The sequence below is a fragment of the Clostridium sp. TW13 genome, from assembly GCF_024345225.1.
GTDB lineage: Bacteria > Bacillota > Clostridia > Clostridiales > Clostridiaceae > Inconstantimicrobium > Inconstantimicrobium mannanitabidum.
On sequence record NZ_BROD01000001.1, the window covers coordinates 563,862 to 580,536 of the forward strand.

Below are 16,675 nucleotides of genomic sequence, written 5' to 3' on the forward strand. Positions count from 1 at the left end.
GTACTATTCTGAACGCAGTGCAGTTACTGGATCTTTCTTTGCTGCCATTTTTGCTGGTAGTGCTCCTCCAAGAACAGTTAATATTAAACTAAGCAATACCAACACTAATGAATGAACAGGATTAAGCATTGCAACGTTAGATAAGTTTGTGATTTTATAAAGAATGCTGTTTACAGGGAATGTAAGCAAATACGCGATTAGTATACCTAAAGTTCCAGAACAAAGACCTATAATGAAGGTTTCAGCGTTGAAAACACGGGTAATATCTTTTTTTCTTGCACCTAAAGCACGTAGAACACCTATCTCTTTTGTACGTTCTAACACAGAAATATATGTTATAATGGCAATCATGATTAGTGAAACAAATAGTGAAATTGCTGCAAATGCTACTAATACAAGAGTGATTGAATCCATTAGGTTTTTGGATAAGGTTGTAACCATTGAAGCCATATCAGTATATTTAATTTGGTCTTTTTCATCTAATCCATTATTCCATTTATCAAGATATTGTGTGATTTTTTCTTTAGAGTCGAAATTTATTGGATATAATGAAATAGTAGTTGGAATATAAGATGCTCCTAATGATTTTAAAACGTCCTCTTTAGTTTGTGAGCTTTTGATATTCATGCCAGTAGCATTGCCGCCCATTGAAGTTGGTCCCACTGGACTCATTCCAGTTGATGTTTGAGTTTTATTAGATAGAATTCCACCTGTAAGTACATTATAATTTATAGATTGCTGTGCTTTAACGATTTGAGATTTCATAGCATCATTAATAAAAAATTGTGAAAGCTCGTCTGAGTAGATAATTCCTGCAGGAAGTGCAGAGATGTTGACACCATTTTTTATTCTAATTACACCACTTATTTTTAATGTTATGGCTTTTGAACTATTATACAGAGCACTTAAATCTGAAGGATTTCCATTAATTCTAAAATTGTTATCTGCTTTTGCATAATAGTCATTATTCAAAACAAGCTTGAACTCTTTCCCAATAATATCTTTAAAATTTATACTTTTTTTATCAGAGTCAATTCCAAGTTCTTCTAATACAGTCTTGTTAACCTGATTATACTTGTCTACAGCAAGAACAATTTGTGTTTTGTCTGATGGCAAATTCCCCTCGAGTACATCATAATATTCTTTTAAGTATGAGGATGATTTATCATCTTTTTTCACTGGATATGAGGTGAAATTGATGGTACCTAAATTTAAAGCAGTAGCTTTATTATCTTGTTTTTTTAGTATATTCATGTTAATACTTCTAGAGTATGAAATTCCATCAATCCAAGATGTATCTATTTTATTAATGTAATCTATGTATTTTTCTGTTAACACATTGGTGTGTGAAGCAGAAGTTTTGCTTGAATCATATGGATATATATCATTGTCTTTAGGAAATTCAATTTTTTTCTCTTTGTTTGAAGGAGTCATTTTTGAGATATCTGTAGCTGTCTGACTAATAGTTATTGGAAAATTTGAAAGTGTTCCTTTTTCATAGGAATCAATTTGCTTATTAAATCCATTTGAGAGAGATAACACAAGTGCAATTCCGATTATGCCTATACTCGAAGCAAAAGCAGTGAGCCCAGTTCTCCATTTCTTTGTCATGATGTTTTTTCCAGATAACTTTAAGGCAGTAAGAAAATTCATACTGGTCTTTTTTAGTTTATAATCAGATTTAATATCTTTCTCTTTAGAGGATTATTATCATTTATAACATGTCCATCTTGAAAATGAATAGTACGACTGGCATATTTTTCAGCAAGTTCTGGATTATGTGTAACCATTATAACTAACTTGTCTTTCGCGATTTCTCTGATTAACTCCATAATTTGTTCGCTTGTAGTGGTATCTAGAGCACCGGTAGGCTCATCAGCAAGGATTATATCAGGATCGTTAGCAAGAGCTCTTGCTATAGCAACTCTTTGCATTTGACCACCAGATAGCTGGTTTGGTTTTTTATTAATATGGTCTATAAGTCCAACTCTTTTAAGAGCATTTAAAGCTTTCTTTCTTCTTTCTGATGAAGAAACACCACTTAATGTCATTCCCATTTCTACATTATCCAAGATACCTAGGTGCCCTATAAGGTTATAACTTTGAAAGATAAAACCTACACTGTTGTTACGATATGCATCCCAATCTCTGTCTTTGAACTTCTTTGTTGAGGCTCCATTTATTATTAAATCTCCGCTGTCATATTGGTCAAGTCCGCCAACAACATTTAAAAGAGTAGTTTTTCCAGAGCCACTTGGACCAAGGATAGCTGCAAATTCATTTTCTCTAAATTCTAGATTTACTTTATTTAGGGCAATTTGAGTGAAATCGCCTGTAGAATAACTTTTTGATATTTCTTTTAATTGTAACATACTTGTTCTCCTTTCACTTTTGTTATAATAAATTAACTAGTTTTAGTTTAAAATTAAAAAATAAACTCAACCTTAACTCAAGATGAACTGAAGATGAACTAAATAAAATAATTTTTATAAAGGAGTTTGAAAAACAAGTAATTCCTTATGTTATTTATTTTTAGATGCCTTGTAAAAGTTCATTTTCAGTTTAACTTCTAATAATATAATGAAATGAAATATTATATTTTGGTGCAAAGGAGAAATTTGAATGTTTACTATATTAATTGTGGAAGATGATATAAAGTTACGTAAATTATTTAGTACTGTTTTAAATAAAAATGGATATAATACATTACAGGCAGGAGATGGTATTGAAGCTTGGAATGTTATAGAAGCAAATCATGTTGATTTAGTAATTTCAGATATCATGATGCCAAATATGGATGGGTATGAGTTTACTAAATCCATTAGAGATACAAACAGCGAAATTCCTATATTGATGATTACAGCAAGAGAAGATTTTTCAGCTAAAAGGCGTGGGTTTATTCTTGGAACTGATGACTATATGGTTAAACCTATTGATGTTAATGAAATGGTATTGCGTGTTGGAGCATTATTACGCCGAGTAAAAAGTATTCATGATAGAAAACAAAACATAGGAGAAACTATTCTTGATTATGATTGTCTAACAGTTTTTAGGAATGGTGAAATAATAGAGTTATCCCAAAAAGAATTTTATCTCCTTTATATGCTAGTATCATTTCCAAATAAAATATTCACTAGACAGCAACTTATGGATGAGATTTGGGGTGTTAATAGCGAATCAGATGCACAGACAATCGATGTGCATATAAATAGACTTCGAAAGCATTTTTCTAGTAACCCAGATTTTGAAATTGTTACTGTAAGGGGACTGGGATATAAGGTGGTTAAGAAATGAATATAAAATCAAGATTCGGTTTATGGTGGAGAATGATAATAAGTGTTTTTCTTATCATGAATATTTCAGTTGTATTAATAGCTATTGCTATATTTATAATATACAAATTATCACATTATTCAAATGATATGTTAAAGCATATATTTCCATTTATAGCTATATGTATTCTAAGTATAATAGTTTCTACATTTTTCACAATATTCATAATGCATAGGATACTGAAACCTATTGAAGCTTTAATTATAGCAACAAAACAAGTAGCTAAGGGAGATTTTAGTGTTCGACTTAATGAAAATTATAAAGAAAGCACAATTAAAGATATGAATAGTTATTTCAATAAAATGATAAGAGAATTAGATGGAATTGAGACATTTAGGAATGATTTTATAGTTAATGTTTCACATGAGTTTAAAACACCAATATCTGCAATTGAGGGATATGCAACTTTGCTGCAGGATAGGGGCCTATGTGAAGAAGAACATGATGAATATACAAAGATGATCATTGAAAGTGCAAGGCAATTATCCATTTTAAGTAGTAATATATTAAAATTATCAAAACTGGAGAGTCAAGAGATTGTTGTTGAGAAAACAATTTATCAGTTAGATGAGCAGATAAGGCAAGCTCTATTACTATTAGAAGTTAAATGGAGTAAAAAGAATATAAATCTTAATATTGACTTAAGTCCAATTGAATTCTATGGCAATGAAGACTTACTTATTCAGGTGTGGTTTAATTTGTTAAGTAATGCTATAAAATTTACTCCTGAAAATGGATCCATTCAGATAGTTATGAGACAGATAGATCAATTGGTAACCGTGGAGATTTCTGACACAGGCATAGGAATGACAGAGGATACGCGAAAACACATATTTGAAAAATTTTATCAAGGAGATAAAAATCGTAATGTTGAAGGAAATGGTCTTGGACTCACACTTGTAAAAAGAATAATAGATTTATGTAATGGAGAGATAAAAGTACAAAGTGAATATGGAAAGGGATCAACATTTATAGTGAAATTAGAAAATACTGAGGTATAAAATTATCTATGAGATAGGTGTAAAATTTGGAATGTGTTATATTGTGGGATAAAAAGAGCATAACTTATATTTTAAAGACATTGATGTTAGTTCTCTTTATCTTAGTTTTTTTGAAGATAATATAGTGGCATATAATTTGAATACAAGCTTAGGTTTTAAGTATATAGGGGAAAAAGATGTGAATGGAGAACTGATATATCAGGTGAAGATAGTGTGCTAAAAAGGAATGATAGTCTCATTGAAAATGTAAACGTATGTACTATAATATGATTATACGATTGTTGTAATATTATGTATGAAGGTGATATATTGAATACTCTTGAATGTTTAAAAAATAAATTAATAGTATCTTGTCAAGCTTTACCCAGTGAGCCATTGCACTCTTCTTTTATAATGGGAAGGATGGCACTAGCAGCAAAGGAAGGTGGTGCTTCTGGAATCAGAGCTAATACAAAAGAAGATATATTGGAAATCAAGCGAAATGTTGATTTGCCTATCATAGGTATAGTTAAAAAGGACTATGATGATAGTGATGTGTATATTACTCCAACTATGGCTGAAATTGAGGAATTGATAGAGTCTAAAGTTGAGATTATTGCTCTTGATGCTACAACTTCTATGAGACCTAATAAATTATCCTTAGATAAATTCTTTTTTAATATCAAAGAGAAATATCCAAAGCAATTATTAATGGCTGATTGTTCAACCTATGAGGAAGCAATACATGCAGATAAATTAGGTTTTGATTTTATTGGGACAACATTAGTAGGTTATACCAAGCAAAGCCAAGGAGCCAAAATAGAGGAAAATGATTTTGAATTGATAAGAAGGATATTGGACAAGGTTAAAAAACCAGTGATAGCAGAAGGAAACATAGATACACCTGAAAAAGCACGTCGTGTTTTAGAACTAGGGTGCCACAGTGTTGTAGTAGGCTCAATTATTACAAGACCACAAATCATTACAAAAAAATTTGCAGACCAAATAAATAATGTAGGAAGGTGTTGTGATTGATGAAGGTACTATTTATTCCATTAGATGAAAGACCTTGCAATTTCAATTTTCCACAGGATGTAGTTAAGGTACGAAGAGATATTGAATTAGTAGTACCAGAAAAGAGCCTGTTAGGAGATAAAAAAACAGCAGCAGATACAAAAAAATTATGGGAGTTTGTTTTTGAAAATGCAGTGGGGTGTGATTACGCAGTAATTTCTGTTGATATGTTGGTTTATGGAGGGTTAATACCTTCTAGACTTCATTGTTTGAGCTCAGAAGAAGTGGGAGAGTATATTGAGAATATCAAAAAAGTTAAGAAATTCAATCCAAACCTTAAAATTTATGCATTTAATTGTATAATGAGATCTCCCCAATATAATTCAGCAGAAGAGGAACCTGAATATTATGGGGCCTATGGATATAGCATATTTAGAAGAGCATATTTGATGGACAAGAGAGAAAGGTCTAGCCTTTCTAAGGAAGAAGAAAATGAATTTGATAATATAAAGATACCTAATGAAATAATTGATGACTATGAAAACAGAAGAGAATTTAATTTAAAGGTTAATATGAAGGTTGTTGAATTAGTTAAGGAAGGAATAATTGACTTCTTAACAATACCACAGGATGATTCTTGTGAGTATGGATATACAGCTATTGCTCAAAGAAAAGTTATTAGGTTTGTTAAAGAAAACAAGTTAGAATTTAAGGTGAATATATATCCAGGAGCTGATGAAGTAGCATGTTCTTTATTAGCTAGAATATTAAATAATTATTTGAATAGAACAGTTAAGGTATATCCTTTTTATGCATCTACTTTAGGACCAACTATTATACCATTTTATGAAGATAGGCCAATGAATGAAAGCCTAAAATATCATATACGTGTATGTGGAGCAGAAATTGTAGAGGACTATAAAGATGCAGATCTTATATTAGCAATTAATTGTCCAGGAAAGAAAATGCAGGAGGCCTGTGAACAATTAACAAATTTAGATTTAACCTTTACTTCACATAGAAATCTACAGGATTTTGTTTTTAGAATACAAAAATACGTAAATAGTGGTGAGAAGGTAATTGTTTGTGATTCAGCGTTTTGTAATGGAGGAGATCTACAGCTAATAGATTTTATGGACAGGTTAGGTATATTGGATAAGATTATAGCTTATGCAGGATGGAATACAAATTGCAATTCTCTAGGGACTGTCTTATCTTCTGGAATACACGCATTTGATCAGAAAGAAAATCAAGAAATAATTAGAAATATTATATATAGAGTTGTTGAAGATGCACTATATCAAGCTAATGTTAGAGATAAATTAACCAATGAGTTTTTGCCTAAGTATGGAATGAATATATTTGATTTAAAAGACAAACAATCTGAAGTTGAAAAAGAAATTAGAAAGCTATTAGTAGAAGAATATAATAAGCTTAATATTTCTAATATGTATGAGTTGAATATAGAAAAAGTATTTTTACCATGGAAAAGGATGTTTGAAGTTGGCTTAGAATTGTCTATAGTTAGAAAGGAATTGAAAATATGAAATATGTTATTGGTGTAGATGGTGGAGGAACCAAAACAGAAGTTATAGCTTACAATAGTGCTGGAGAGCAGATAGCCTGTGGATATGGAGGATTTGCAAACATAATTGAAGATAGACAACAAGGATTAGATAACATAGGCATGGCTATATCTCAATGCATGGAAAATTTGAATAGAAGTGATTGTGTTCATATTTATGCTGGAATTTCAGGAATGGAAGTAGGTAACAATAAAGAAATAATAGAGAATTATTTAACGGGTAGATTTAATACTTCTATTACTGTAATTAATGATGCGGATTTAGCTTTTTATGCTCTTTTAAAAGGAGAAGATGGGATAATAACAATCTCGGGGACAGGCTCTGTGAGTTTTGGATTTCATAAAGATAAATATTTTCGTGCAGGTGGATGGGGAAAAATATTAGGTGATGAAGGCAGTGGCTATGATATAGCATTAAATGGCTTAAAGAAAGTAGTTAGTGAGATAGATGATGGACTAGAAAGTTCAGACTTAAGTAAAGAAATCTTGAGTTATATTAATGTATCAAATATTTATGATATGGTTGAATTTGTTTCTAATTCAAATAAAACAGATATTGCAGCTATAACTCCAGTTATAGTAAAGGCTGCAGAAAGAAATGATGAGAATGCAGTTAATATATTAAAGGTGGCTAGCAAAGAGTTAGCAAATATCACCGTGAAGGTTTATAAAATGCTTGGCTTTCAATCTCAAGTTAATATATGCATATTGGGAAGTATTCTTACCAAAGTTTCTATTATAAAGGAGAATTATATAAGATATCTATCAAAAGAAATAAAGGATTTTAATATCATAAATGAATGCATATCGTCTGCAAAGGGAAGTTATTATCTAGCTATAAAGAATCGAGAATTCTAATTAAATATGGTGTTGTAGAGTTATTTGAAAAATGAATCTACAACACCATATTCTTATATTTAAAAATAATTTTTATTAATATATTGACTGTTCCCCAAGGGATCGCGTTAGAATTTTATCAACGAAGACAGTGGGAGATGTTAATATGGAAGAAAAAGTATTGCAAGTTACAAATTTGACAAAGCACTATAAAAGAAAAAATGCTGTTGATGGCATAAGTTTTTCATTAAATAAGGGAGAAATTGTGGCATTAACTGGTCCTAATGGAGCTGGTAAAACTACTACTATTAAGTGTATTTTGGGACTTCTTAGAAAGAATGAAGGAGAAATATTTATAAATGGTACCGACAATAAATCTAAGGATGTTAAATACAAATTAGCGTATATACCTGAAACTCCTGATATATACCCAATGCTTACAGTATGGGAGCACCTAAAGTTTATGGCACTTGTATATAAGATTAATAATTGGACTGTGGTAGCTGAAAAAATATTATCTAAATTTGATATAGCAGATAAGAAGGATGAGCTGGCTAAAAATCTTTCCAAAGGGATGAAGCAGAAGCTTTCTATATGTTGTGCATTAATTCATAATCCGGAAATTTTCTTTGTAGATGAGCCTTTTATAGGCCTTGATCCTAAGGCTGTGAGAGAATTAAAGGATGCTTTTAAAGCTTTAAAGGAAGAAGGAAAAACTATACTTATAAGTACTCATATGCTGGATGCTGCTGAAAATCTATGTGATAGAATAATTGTTGTGAAAAAGGGGAGAGTGTTAGCCGAAGGTAGTATAGAAGATTTAAGACACAAAATAAAAGTTTCTCAAGAGACTTCCCTTGAAGATATATTCTTAGAGGTGACTGAAGATGAAAAATAGTGGATTTAAGGATTTTCTCTCTTTAGCATATATAGAAATAACTAAATATAAGAATAGAGTTATAGAGTCTTTTAGGCATCCATTAACTGCAATAAAAACTATGGGGTCATTCCTTTTTCCTTTTATAGTTATTTTGTTTTTATATACAAGAAAAAATGGAGGAGGTTATACTCTTTTGCAGGTTATAATAAAACCGCATATATTATCAGCTATAATTATGCTTATATTACTTTTGATATTTATGCTTACAATTTATAATTCTGTAGCCAAATATAATCCCTCTCAATTTGAATCTGCCGATGTTAATTATTTGTTTCCGTCACCTATAAGTCCACGAACAATTTACGCTTGGACAATTATAAGAAAATGTATAAAGGGGTTAATAGGGTCAATTTTGTTGGTTGTAGTAATGGTTATTACCGTATCAAGGGTTTCAGAGGTTCATATATTTAAGCTTATATATGTTATTATTGCAATATTACTATTTCCTATATTGCAAAATGCATTGATATTTCTTGTATATACTATATCTAACAGATTTAATTTAGGTAAGCTGATAAAATATTGTATTTTATCATTTGCAGGGGTTATAGTTTTCCACCTGATTTATAATACTGTTGGCAGTAAAAATATACTTGATACAGTGATCGATATATTAAATGAAAAGTTTTTTTCTACCATTCTGATTGTAGGGTGGTTAAGAGATATGCTGATAGCTCCTTTTGTAGCTAATAAGGCACCTTTTATTCAGACAGTTGTATTAGTTGTCATTACAACAGCAATGCTATTTTGTGCAATTTACTTTGCTGATGACTATTATGAAGAAGCTGGTGAAGATGTTGGTTATCACGAAAAAATTGTGGATACTCATTCAAGTACTATTTATGATATTGTTGATAACTTAGAAGATTCAAAGAAAAGTAAAACAGTTGAAGCGTTCAATATAAAAGAGCTTAGAGGACCGTGGGCTTTTATTTGGAAAAGCTCTATAATAAACAAGCGAACTGCAAAGAAAGGTGGTTTAATTGGATATGCAATTGCTTTAATAGCATCAGGGGTTATGTGTTACTTTCTTAGAGGAAAAGAGTTCAGCAGTTTTTATCCATTATTTATATTAGTATTTTTACAAGGAGCAATTAGTTCAGCGCAGATATCATCTCCTCTGAAGTATGAAATAAAGAAGCAATATTTATTTCTTTTGCCAGGTAGTGCTGCTGCAAAACTTTTAGCTTTGCATGTTAAACCTATAATAAATAACGTTATAACTGATACATTGATGTTGTTACCTATAGTATTTTTTACTGAAACTTCAATTTTACAAGTGGTTCTTCTATGGTTAATAGCAGTTGTTATAATTATTTTATGTTATTTAAGTACTGTAATAATTATTTTGGTTACTCCACCTAATGATAATGGTAAAAATTTAATTATTCAATCTTTAGTTTCCTATGTAATGTTTGCTCCAGCTATAGCAGTGACTGCATTAATCGTAATTTATCTGAAAAATGTAATGTTAGCCTTGTCAATGTTTGTTATAATTTCTATTGTAATTATTATAATAATACTCCGTTTAAGTGATTTCTTATTTAGTAAAATTGAACTTAGATAATTACAATCTATTTTGAAAGAAGGAATAAGGTTGAAAATAAGCGAAGTTATGTCCCTAACAGGACTTACTAAAAAAGCCCTTAATTATTATGAAGATAACGGATTAATTAGTCCATCTGTATCGCAAGAAAATAATTATAGAGATTACTCTGAGAAAGATGTTGAATTATTAACTCAAATAGCAACCTTAAGACGTTTTGGTCTTTCTGTTAAAGAGATTAAGTCAGCCCTTGAAAGTCCAGAAGCTCTTTTACAGGTAATGACTGAATATACATCAAAGCTTGCAAGGCAAATTAGTGAAATGAAGAAGTGCGAGACTGTACTGTCATCCTGTGTTAATAATTTGAAAAATGATAAAACAGATATTAAAAAAGTAACAGAGGAAATGAATGTATTGAGTAAGGCTATTGAGATGAGTGAAAAAGAGAGAGAAGGCTTCATGATTTCAGAACTTGAAAGAATTTTTCCAGGCATTTACGGAAGAGTAATATCACTATGTCTCAGCAGCTTTTTAACTGAATCTATAGATAGTAAAGAAAAAGAAGAAGCTTGGATGAATCTAGTTAAAGTTTTAGACAATATTCCGAATCTAACCATTCCAGATGAGTTGAGGCATAATATAGATATAGATGAAGAAGAATGGAAAATTGTACAAAGCAAAATAGCAGAAAATTTAAAAAATGATAACTATATTGAAGAACGAGAAGCTAAGAGTATTAATGAAATGATGCTTTTAGATTTGTCAGAAGAGCAACAAAGGGGCTTTGAAAGGTTTTGTACTTATATAATATCAGATGGAAATATTGAGATTATAGGAAAAACATTAGAAGCTGTGGATAACTGCTTATCTATATTAAGTTTAAAATATAAACAAAGCAAAGAAGCACAACTAAAGAATGATGAGGAATTTCAGAAAAAGTATGAAGAAGAGGGCTTTGGAGTTGAACCATCTGTACCGTTAACTATAGTTCATAAAGAAGCAATGAATTTTATTGGAGTTCACTATACAAAATACATTAGTAAAAAAGATTTTCCTAAGTTTGTTAGAGAAGTTTATGATAGAACTCTTAAGATATCAAATATAGTTGAGAAAGGTAAAATATATGGATTTGCAGGTGTAGATTCATTAGGTAAAGATATTGTACCACAGTCTATTTTTTCATTTGTCTTTGCAGTACAAGTGTTAGATATTAAAACTGTTCCTAATGATATGATAAGTTTTACAATGCCAAAGCATGAGTATATATTTTATAAACATGTTGGTAACATGAATGACTTGCAAAGGAGCATAAATGAAGTATTTATGTATGATTTAAAAGGAAATAATTATGAGATGGATTTATTGCCTTCATTTAATATATTTTCTTCAGATATTAGTGATGGGTGTGAATCTTCAGAAGTAGAAATATATTTTCCAGTTAGTAGAATTGTAGATAATATAGAGCAATAAGTGTAGAGCTAAGAAAAAAGTCTTAGCTCTTTTTTATGTAGATAAAAAGACAATAAATTGATAGTAATGGCAAAAAATGATAAACTAATGACATACTTATTAGTGAGGTGAAAATTATGAAAGTATTTTTGACTAGTAGCATTGGGGGAAGTTATAAGGAGAATGGAAAAAGAATTCCTTGTGCACTTGATGACTCCAATAATTTCTTAGAATTACTTAAGAAATATTGGCCTAAAAATCCCAAATGCCTTATCTTAAGTTCTGATCCTGAAAATCAAGAGGTGAATGATAGTTTCAAATTTATATTTGATGAAGCATTTAAAATCAGTAACCTTCCGTTATCAAAAATTGATATTTGTGATAGTAGAAACGAAAATAAACTTGCTGACACAATATATGATTATAATCTTATATTTCTTGCTGGGGGACATGTTCCTACCCAGAATGAATTTTTCAATAGAATTCACTTAAAAGAATTACTTAAGAGCTATGATGGCATTGTTATTGGAATCAGTGCAGGAACTATGAATTGTGCAGATATGGTTTATGCCCAACCAGAATTAGATGGTGAAGCAATTGATCCTAACTATAAAAGATATTTGAATGGCTTGGATTTAACAACAATAAGTGTTTTTCCACATTTTCAAGATGCAAAGGATTTAACAGTAGATGGATTAAGAGTTGTAGAAGATATTTCATTAGAAGACAGTAAAATTAGACCATTTTATGCATTGGTGGATGGTTCTTATATTTTTGTTGATGATAATAAATCAACATTATATGGTGAAGCATATTATTTCAATAATGGTGCTTTTACTAAAGTGTGTGACAAAGATAAGAGTATACAGTTATAAATGGAAGCATTTAGACTAAAAAGTTACGTAATTATATAATCCTTCAAACCTAGGTTTGAGGGATTTTGTTGAATTTAATTATCTTGATTTTATAGATGTGGGAATCTAAGAAACATCAGATAGGTAAAGAAAATTCTAAATTTGAGATAAAAGTATAGCACAAATAAGATAATTTATAGATGAATTTAATGATAATGTATAAAAAGTGCTTGACTTGGAGTTGACTTTAAGTTGTAGGATTATTTAATAGGGAAACTAAAAGGTTAAATTTTTAGTGACTTGTAAGCTATACAATTATCTATAATAAAGGAAGTGTAAAATGTATTTATTATTTTTTCTAATACCAGCATTATGTATGATACCTATTGGGGTATATATTTATTTTTATCTGAGACGTATGGCAAAGTTTTGGGGTATAAATATTGAAAGCAAATTAGTTAGGGTTGGAATCATTATTTTGACTTTATGTTTGGTGGCTTTGTCAGTTAATATATGGGGTATGGGAGCACTTATTGTTTTGCATGTAGTAGCAATTGCCTTATCCATGGAGCTTATAAATTTAGTATGCAAAAGGTATAAGAAGTGGAGCAAGATCTATCAAAGCGGTTTGATACCAATATTGCTTGCAGCTTTAATAATAGCATATGGTTATTGGAATATGAGAAATATGGTAGAGACTGATTATAAGATATACACGGATAAGCATATACAAGGGAAAGGCTATCGCATAGCTATGATTACAGATCTTCATTATGGAACCACCATGAATAAAGAAAAACTGCAAAAGTATTGCGATGAAATTACAAAACAAAATCCTGATATGGTTGTACTTGGTGGTGATATAGTAGATGAAAACACAACTTTTTCTCAGATGCAGGAAGTGTTAAAGGCCATTGGTTCTATTAAGAGTACTTATGGAACTTATTATGTTTACGGCAATCATGACAAAAATAAATATTCTCAAAAACCACATTATACAGTTATGCAGCTAGATAAAGAACTTGAAAATAATAAAATTAAGTTACTACAGGATAAGATTTATAATATTAACGATGAGTTCACAATTGTAGGTAGAGATGACATAGGTTTCGCTGGAGAAGTACAACGTAAAAGTACGGGAGATCTGGCTTCAGAAGTGGATTCAGATAAATTTATATTATTATTAGATCATCAGCCTCGTGAACTTAAGCAAAATAATGAATTAGGCTACGATCTTCAGTTAAGTGGACATACTCATGCAGGACAAATCTGGCCAGTAGGACAAGTTAGTGGCATATTAGGATTTGGTGAGTTGAATTATGGATATAAACAATTATCACACATGCAAATAATTGTTTCTTCAGGAATGGCAGGTTGGGGATATCCAATAAGAACAGGTGCACATTCAGAGTATGTGATAATTGATATTAAAGCAAGATAAAAAAAGGCTTATCCTATTTATAAATTAATATGATTAATTAAACCGTATACGATGGGGATGAATGTGAAAAAGATAAGAAACAGAAGGAAGGGAGAAAAAATGATAATATATTTTGTATGCTTTTTACTTATAGCATCTGTTGGGGGGGCTTTGTTCTTAAACTTGAATCCGGTTTTTGGTGGAACAGCTACAAAAGAACAAAAAGAAAGTTATAAGAACTATACTAATTATGTGAATGGGAAATTCATTAATCAAGTCCCAACAGGAATGAGCATGAGTATATCAGATTTGTTGTCTATGATTAAGGATTCTTTTTCAGGCAATAAGGGGCGTAATCCAGAAAACAAAATTCCTGTAAATTCTATTGATTGGAACAAAATTAAAAGTGAGGCTAATAGTTTCACTTGGCTTGGGCACTCTGCCTTTTTGATTAGTATTGATAATAAAAAATTACTGTTAGACCCTATGTTGAGTTCAGTTGCGTCACCAGTTTCTTTTGTAGGGAGTAAAAGATATAAATATAGTGAGGATATGTCCAATATTATAGATAAAATGCCACCTATTGATGCTGTATTTATTTCTCATGACCATTATGATCATTTGGATTATCAATCTATTGTGAAGCTAAAGAACAAAGTATCACATTTTTTTGTTCCACTTGGAGTGAGTGCCCATTTAATACGTTGGGGTGTTTCAAAAGAAAGAATTACAGAACTCAACTGGTGGGACGAAAAAGAGTATCAAGGCTTAAAAATCGCATTTACGACTTCTAGACATTTTTCAGGAAGATCATTATTTGATTCAAATACTACCTTATGGGGTGGGTGGGTGATTCTTGGAAAAAACACAAAATTATATACTAGTGGAGATGGAGGATATGGTCCTCATTTCAAGGAAATAGGAAAGAAGTACGGCCCTTTTGACATTACTTTAATTGAGGGAGCACAGTATGATAAACGTTGGGCAGATATACATATGATGCCAGAACAGTCTGTTCAAGCAAATTTAGATGTAAAAGGGAAGAATATGATGTTAATGCATTGGGGTGCTTTTACATTAGCTTATCATGGTTGGAGGAAACCTGTAGAACGAGCAATAGAAGCATCAAAAAGAGATAAAGTTAATTTAATTGCGCCTAAAATTGGACAAACTGTAGATTTAAATTCAGAGTTACATGTGCCTATTTCTTCATGGTGGGATTTTTAGTAACTTTAGAACGTATATTTGTTTTTTATACTATCCATTAATGTAGTAAGGAACATTAAAGTGCGTACTATGCGTAGTTACTATTAGGAATTATAATGATGCATAGAATGATATAAAGATTAAGGTTAATATATAAATTTATCAACTAAAATGAGATGAAAAGGAATGTTGACATGAGTAAAAAGATTTTAGTGTTAAATGGAAGCCCAAGAGAAAAAGGGAATACTGTTGAACTTATAGATGAGTTTGTTAAAGGAGCTGAAGAATCAGGCAATGAGATTGTAAGGTTTAATTTGAATTCAATGAATATTCATCCATGCCAAGGATGCCTGGGAGGCGGTAAAAACACAGAAAATCCATGTGTTCAAAGAGATGACATGGACAAGATTTATCCCATATATGCAGCTGCAGATATAGTAGTGCTTGCATCGCCTATGTATTACTGGAGCTTTAGTAGTCAGCTTAAATGTGCATTTGATCGTTTGTTTGCTGTTGCAGAATGCAATGAAAACCATGAGAATCCAAGGAAGGATTGTATATTATTGATGTCTGCTGAGGGCAGTACTAAAAGTAATTTTGCACCAGTTGTAGATTATTATGAAGCACTATTAAACCATATGAGATGGAGAGATTATGGAATGATGCTTGCTGGTGGCAACATGAATATAGGGGATATTAAAAACAAACCTGAACAACTTAAAGAAGCAAGAAAACTTGGTGCATCTATAAAATAAATAGGAATTAATTGTAATTAATAAATTTAAGAGACTTATTTTGAAGAGTAACATTATTTCAGAATAAGTCTTATTTTCTAATTATTTTTGAGTTTCAAATATATTGTCATGTAGGATATATTAATCTTCAATGGTAAAAATTTTGGAGAAGTTATTGACATTGAATTTGAGTTAGTATATACTAACTTCATAAAGAATGATAATCATTATCAATAAGGTTAGCGAAAGGGGATAGAAATTATGCCTTTAACAATGGTGAAATCAGGTGAACCTAATATAATAAAAAGGGTCGGAGGAAAAGAAGAAACAAAGAGGTTTTTAGAGAATCTTGGATTTGTTGCGGGAGGAATAGTTACGGTTATTTCTCAAATAGGTGGAAATATTATAGTAAATGTTAAGGATTCTAGAGTTGCAATAGGAAAAGATATGGCAAATAAAATAATGGTTTAATATAAGATGTTTATAAATGGAGGAAGGAATTATTATGAAAACTTTAAAAGAAGTACCTTGTGGACAGACTGCAAAGGTAAAGAAGTTAACCGGAGAAGGCCCTGTAAAAAGACGTATAATGGACATGGGAATAACAAAGGGAGTTGATGTTTTTGTTAGAAAAGTCGCACCTCTTGGAGATCCTGTTGAAGTAACAGTAAGAGGGTATGAATTATCTCTTCGTAAAGCAGATGCTGAAATGATTGAGGTAGAGTAAATTCATACTGTTCGGTTAGTTTAAACTAACTAAGTGGAGGTAAGTAAAAT

At 30.8% G+C, this 16,675-nt stretch carries 14 protein-coding genes and 1 pseudogene; 14 read left to right on the forward strand and 1 reads right to left on the reverse strand.

What is annotated here, in order from left to right; all coding sequences use genetic code 11:
• Positions 1-3: 3 nt before the first annotated feature.
• Positions 4-2,372 (reverse strand): annotated as a pseudogene (locus OCU47_RS02695) (ABC transporter ATP-binding protein/permease).
• A 250-nt stretch (positions 2,373-2,622) separates the two neighbouring features.
• Between OCU47_RS02695 and OCU47_RS02700 the strand changes: the two are divergent.
• The 14 genes from OCU47_RS02700 to OCU47_RS02765 all read left to right on the forward strand — a co-directional run bounded on the left by OCU47_RS02700 (position 2,623) and on the right by OCU47_RS02765 (position 16,625).
• The gene (locus tag OCU47_RS02700) at positions 2,623-3,294 is read left to right on the forward strand and encodes a response regulator transcription factor (RefSeq protein WP_261827055.1); all 672 of its coding nucleotides are present in this window, start codon (positions 2,623-2,625) and stop codon (positions 3,292-3,294) included.
• Positions 3,291-4,334, forward strand: a complete 1,044-nt coding sequence (locus tag OCU47_RS02705; protein WP_261827056.1) for a HAMP domain-containing sensor histidine kinase — start codon at positions 3,291-3,293, stop codon at positions 4,332-4,334. Before OCU47_RS02700 ends, OCU47_RS02705 begins: the two co-directional genes overlap by 4 nt.
• Before the next feature lie 291 nt (positions 4,335-4,625).
• Positions 4,626-5,348 carry an N-acetylmannosamine-6-phosphate 2-epimerase gene (locus OCU47_RS02710; RefSeq protein WP_425179421.1) on the forward strand — a complete coding sequence of 241 codons (723 nt, stop codon included), beginning with the start codon at positions 4,626-4,628 and terminating at the stop codon, positions 5,346-5,348.
• Entirely contained in the window at positions 5,348-6,874 is a 1,527-nt protein-coding gene (locus OCU47_RS02715; RefSeq protein WP_261827057.1) for a DUF4127 family protein, read from the forward strand. Before OCU47_RS02710 ends, OCU47_RS02715 begins: the two co-directional genes overlap by 1 nt.
• On the forward strand, positions 6,871-7,770 hold the full coding sequence (locus OCU47_RS02720; protein ID WP_261827058.1) for an N-acetylglucosamine kinase: 900 nt from the start codon (positions 6,871-6,873) through the stop codon (positions 7,768-7,770). Before OCU47_RS02715 ends, OCU47_RS02720 begins: the two co-directional genes overlap by 4 nt.
• Positions 7,771-7,915: 145 nt before the next feature.
• A complete protein-coding gene (locus OCU47_RS02725) occupies positions 7,916-8,647 on the forward strand; it encodes an ABC transporter ATP-binding protein (RefSeq protein WP_261827059.1) in 732 nt (243 codons plus the stop codon).
• Positions 8,637-10,256 carry a putative ABC exporter domain-containing protein gene (locus tag OCU47_RS02730; RefSeq protein ID WP_261827060.1) on the forward strand — a complete coding sequence of 540 codons (1,620 nt, stop codon included), beginning with the start codon at positions 8,637-8,639 and terminating at the stop codon, positions 10,254-10,256. Before OCU47_RS02725 ends, OCU47_RS02730 begins: the two co-directional genes overlap by 11 nt.
• A 30-nt stretch (positions 10,257-10,286) precedes the next feature.
• Positions 10,287-11,705 (forward strand): MerR family transcriptional regulator, encoded by a 1,419-nt coding sequence (locus OCU47_RS02735; protein ID WP_261827061.1) that lies wholly within the window; start codon positions 10,287-10,289, stop codon positions 11,703-11,705.
• Between the two features lie 116 nt (positions 11,706-11,821).
• Positions 11,822-12,559 carry a Type 1 glutamine amidotransferase-like domain-containing protein gene (locus tag OCU47_RS02740; protein WP_261827062.1) on the forward strand — a complete coding sequence of 246 codons (738 nt, stop codon included), beginning with the start codon at positions 11,822-11,824 and terminating at the stop codon, positions 12,557-12,559.
• 319 nt (positions 12,560-12,878) lie between these two features.
• Positions 12,879-13,979 carry a metallophosphoesterase gene (locus OCU47_RS02745; RefSeq protein ID WP_261827063.1) on the forward strand — a complete coding sequence of 367 codons (1,101 nt, stop codon included), beginning with the start codon at positions 12,879-12,881 and terminating at the stop codon, positions 13,977-13,979.
• Positions 13,980-14,078: 99 nt separating this feature from the next.
• Positions 14,079-15,185: an MBL fold metallo-hydrolase gene (locus OCU47_RS02750; protein ID WP_261830571.1), complete on the forward strand. Its 1,107-nt coding sequence runs from the start codon at positions 14,079-14,081 to the stop codon at positions 15,183-15,185.
• Positions 15,186-15,358: 173 nt separating this feature from the next.
• A complete protein-coding gene (locus tag OCU47_RS02755; protein WP_261827064.1) occupies positions 15,359-15,919 on the forward strand; it encodes a flavodoxin family protein in 561 nt (186 codons plus the stop codon).
• 240 nt (positions 15,920-16,159) lie between these two features.
• On the forward strand, positions 16,160-16,369 hold the full coding sequence (locus OCU47_RS02760; protein ID WP_376778023.1) for a FeoA family protein: 210 nt from the start codon (positions 16,160-16,162) through the stop codon (positions 16,367-16,369).
• Positions 16,370-16,403: 34 nt separating this feature from the next.
• Positions 16,404-16,625, forward strand: coding sequence for a FeoA family protein (locus OCU47_RS02765; RefSeq protein WP_261827065.1), 222 nt, complete (start codon positions 16,404-16,406; stop codon positions 16,623-16,625).
• Positions 16,626-16,675 lie beyond the last annotated feature (50 nt).

Excerpts from the sequence above, each read along its gene's own strand:
- OCU47_RS02700 (WP_261827055.1), top strand. The coding sequence starts at position 2,623 with ATGTTTACTATATTAATTGTGGAAGATGATATAAAGTTACGTAAATTA.
- OCU47_RS02705 (WP_261827056.1), top strand. The coding sequence starts at position 3,291 with ATGAATATAAAATCAAGATTCGGTTTATGGTGGAGAATGATAATAAGT.
- OCU47_RS02710 (WP_425179421.1), top strand. The coding sequence starts at position 4,626 with ATGTATGAAGGTGATATATTGAATACTCTTGAATGTTTAAAAAATAAA.
- OCU47_RS02715 (WP_261827057.1), top strand. The coding sequence starts at position 5,348 with ATGAAGGTACTATTTATTCCATTAGATGAAAGACCTTGCAATTTCAAT.
- OCU47_RS02720 (WP_261827058.1), top strand. The coding sequence starts at position 6,871 with ATGAAATATGTTATTGGTGTAGATGGTGGAGGAACCAAAACAGAAGTT.
- OCU47_RS02725 (WP_261827059.1), top strand. The coding sequence starts at position 7,916 with ATGGAAGAAAAAGTATTGCAAGTTACAAATTTGACAAAGCACTATAAA.
- OCU47_RS02730 (WP_261827060.1), top strand. The coding sequence starts at position 8,637 with ATGAAAAATAGTGGATTTAAGGATTTTCTCTCTTTAGCATATATAGAA.
- OCU47_RS02740 (WP_261827062.1), top strand. The coding sequence starts at position 11,822 with ATGAAAGTATTTTTGACTAGTAGCATTGGGGGAAGTTATAAGGAGAAT.
- OCU47_RS02745 (WP_261827063.1), top strand. The coding sequence starts at position 12,879 with ATGTATTTATTATTTTTTCTAATACCAGCATTATGTATGATACCTATT.
- OCU47_RS02750 (WP_261830571.1), top strand. The coding sequence starts at position 14,079 with ATGATAATATATTTTGTATGCTTTTTACTTATAGCATCTGTTGGGGGG.
- OCU47_RS02755 (WP_261827064.1), top strand. The coding sequence starts at position 15,359 with ATGAGTAAAAAGATTTTAGTGTTAAATGGAAGCCCAAGAGAAAAAGGG.
- OCU47_RS02760 (WP_376778023.1), top strand. The coding sequence starts at position 16,160 with ATGCCTTTAACAATGGTGAAATCAGGTGAACCTAATATAATAAAAAGG.
- OCU47_RS02765 (WP_261827065.1), top strand. The coding sequence starts at position 16,404 with ATGAAAACTTTAAAAGAAGTACCTTGTGGACAGACTGCAAAGGTAAAG.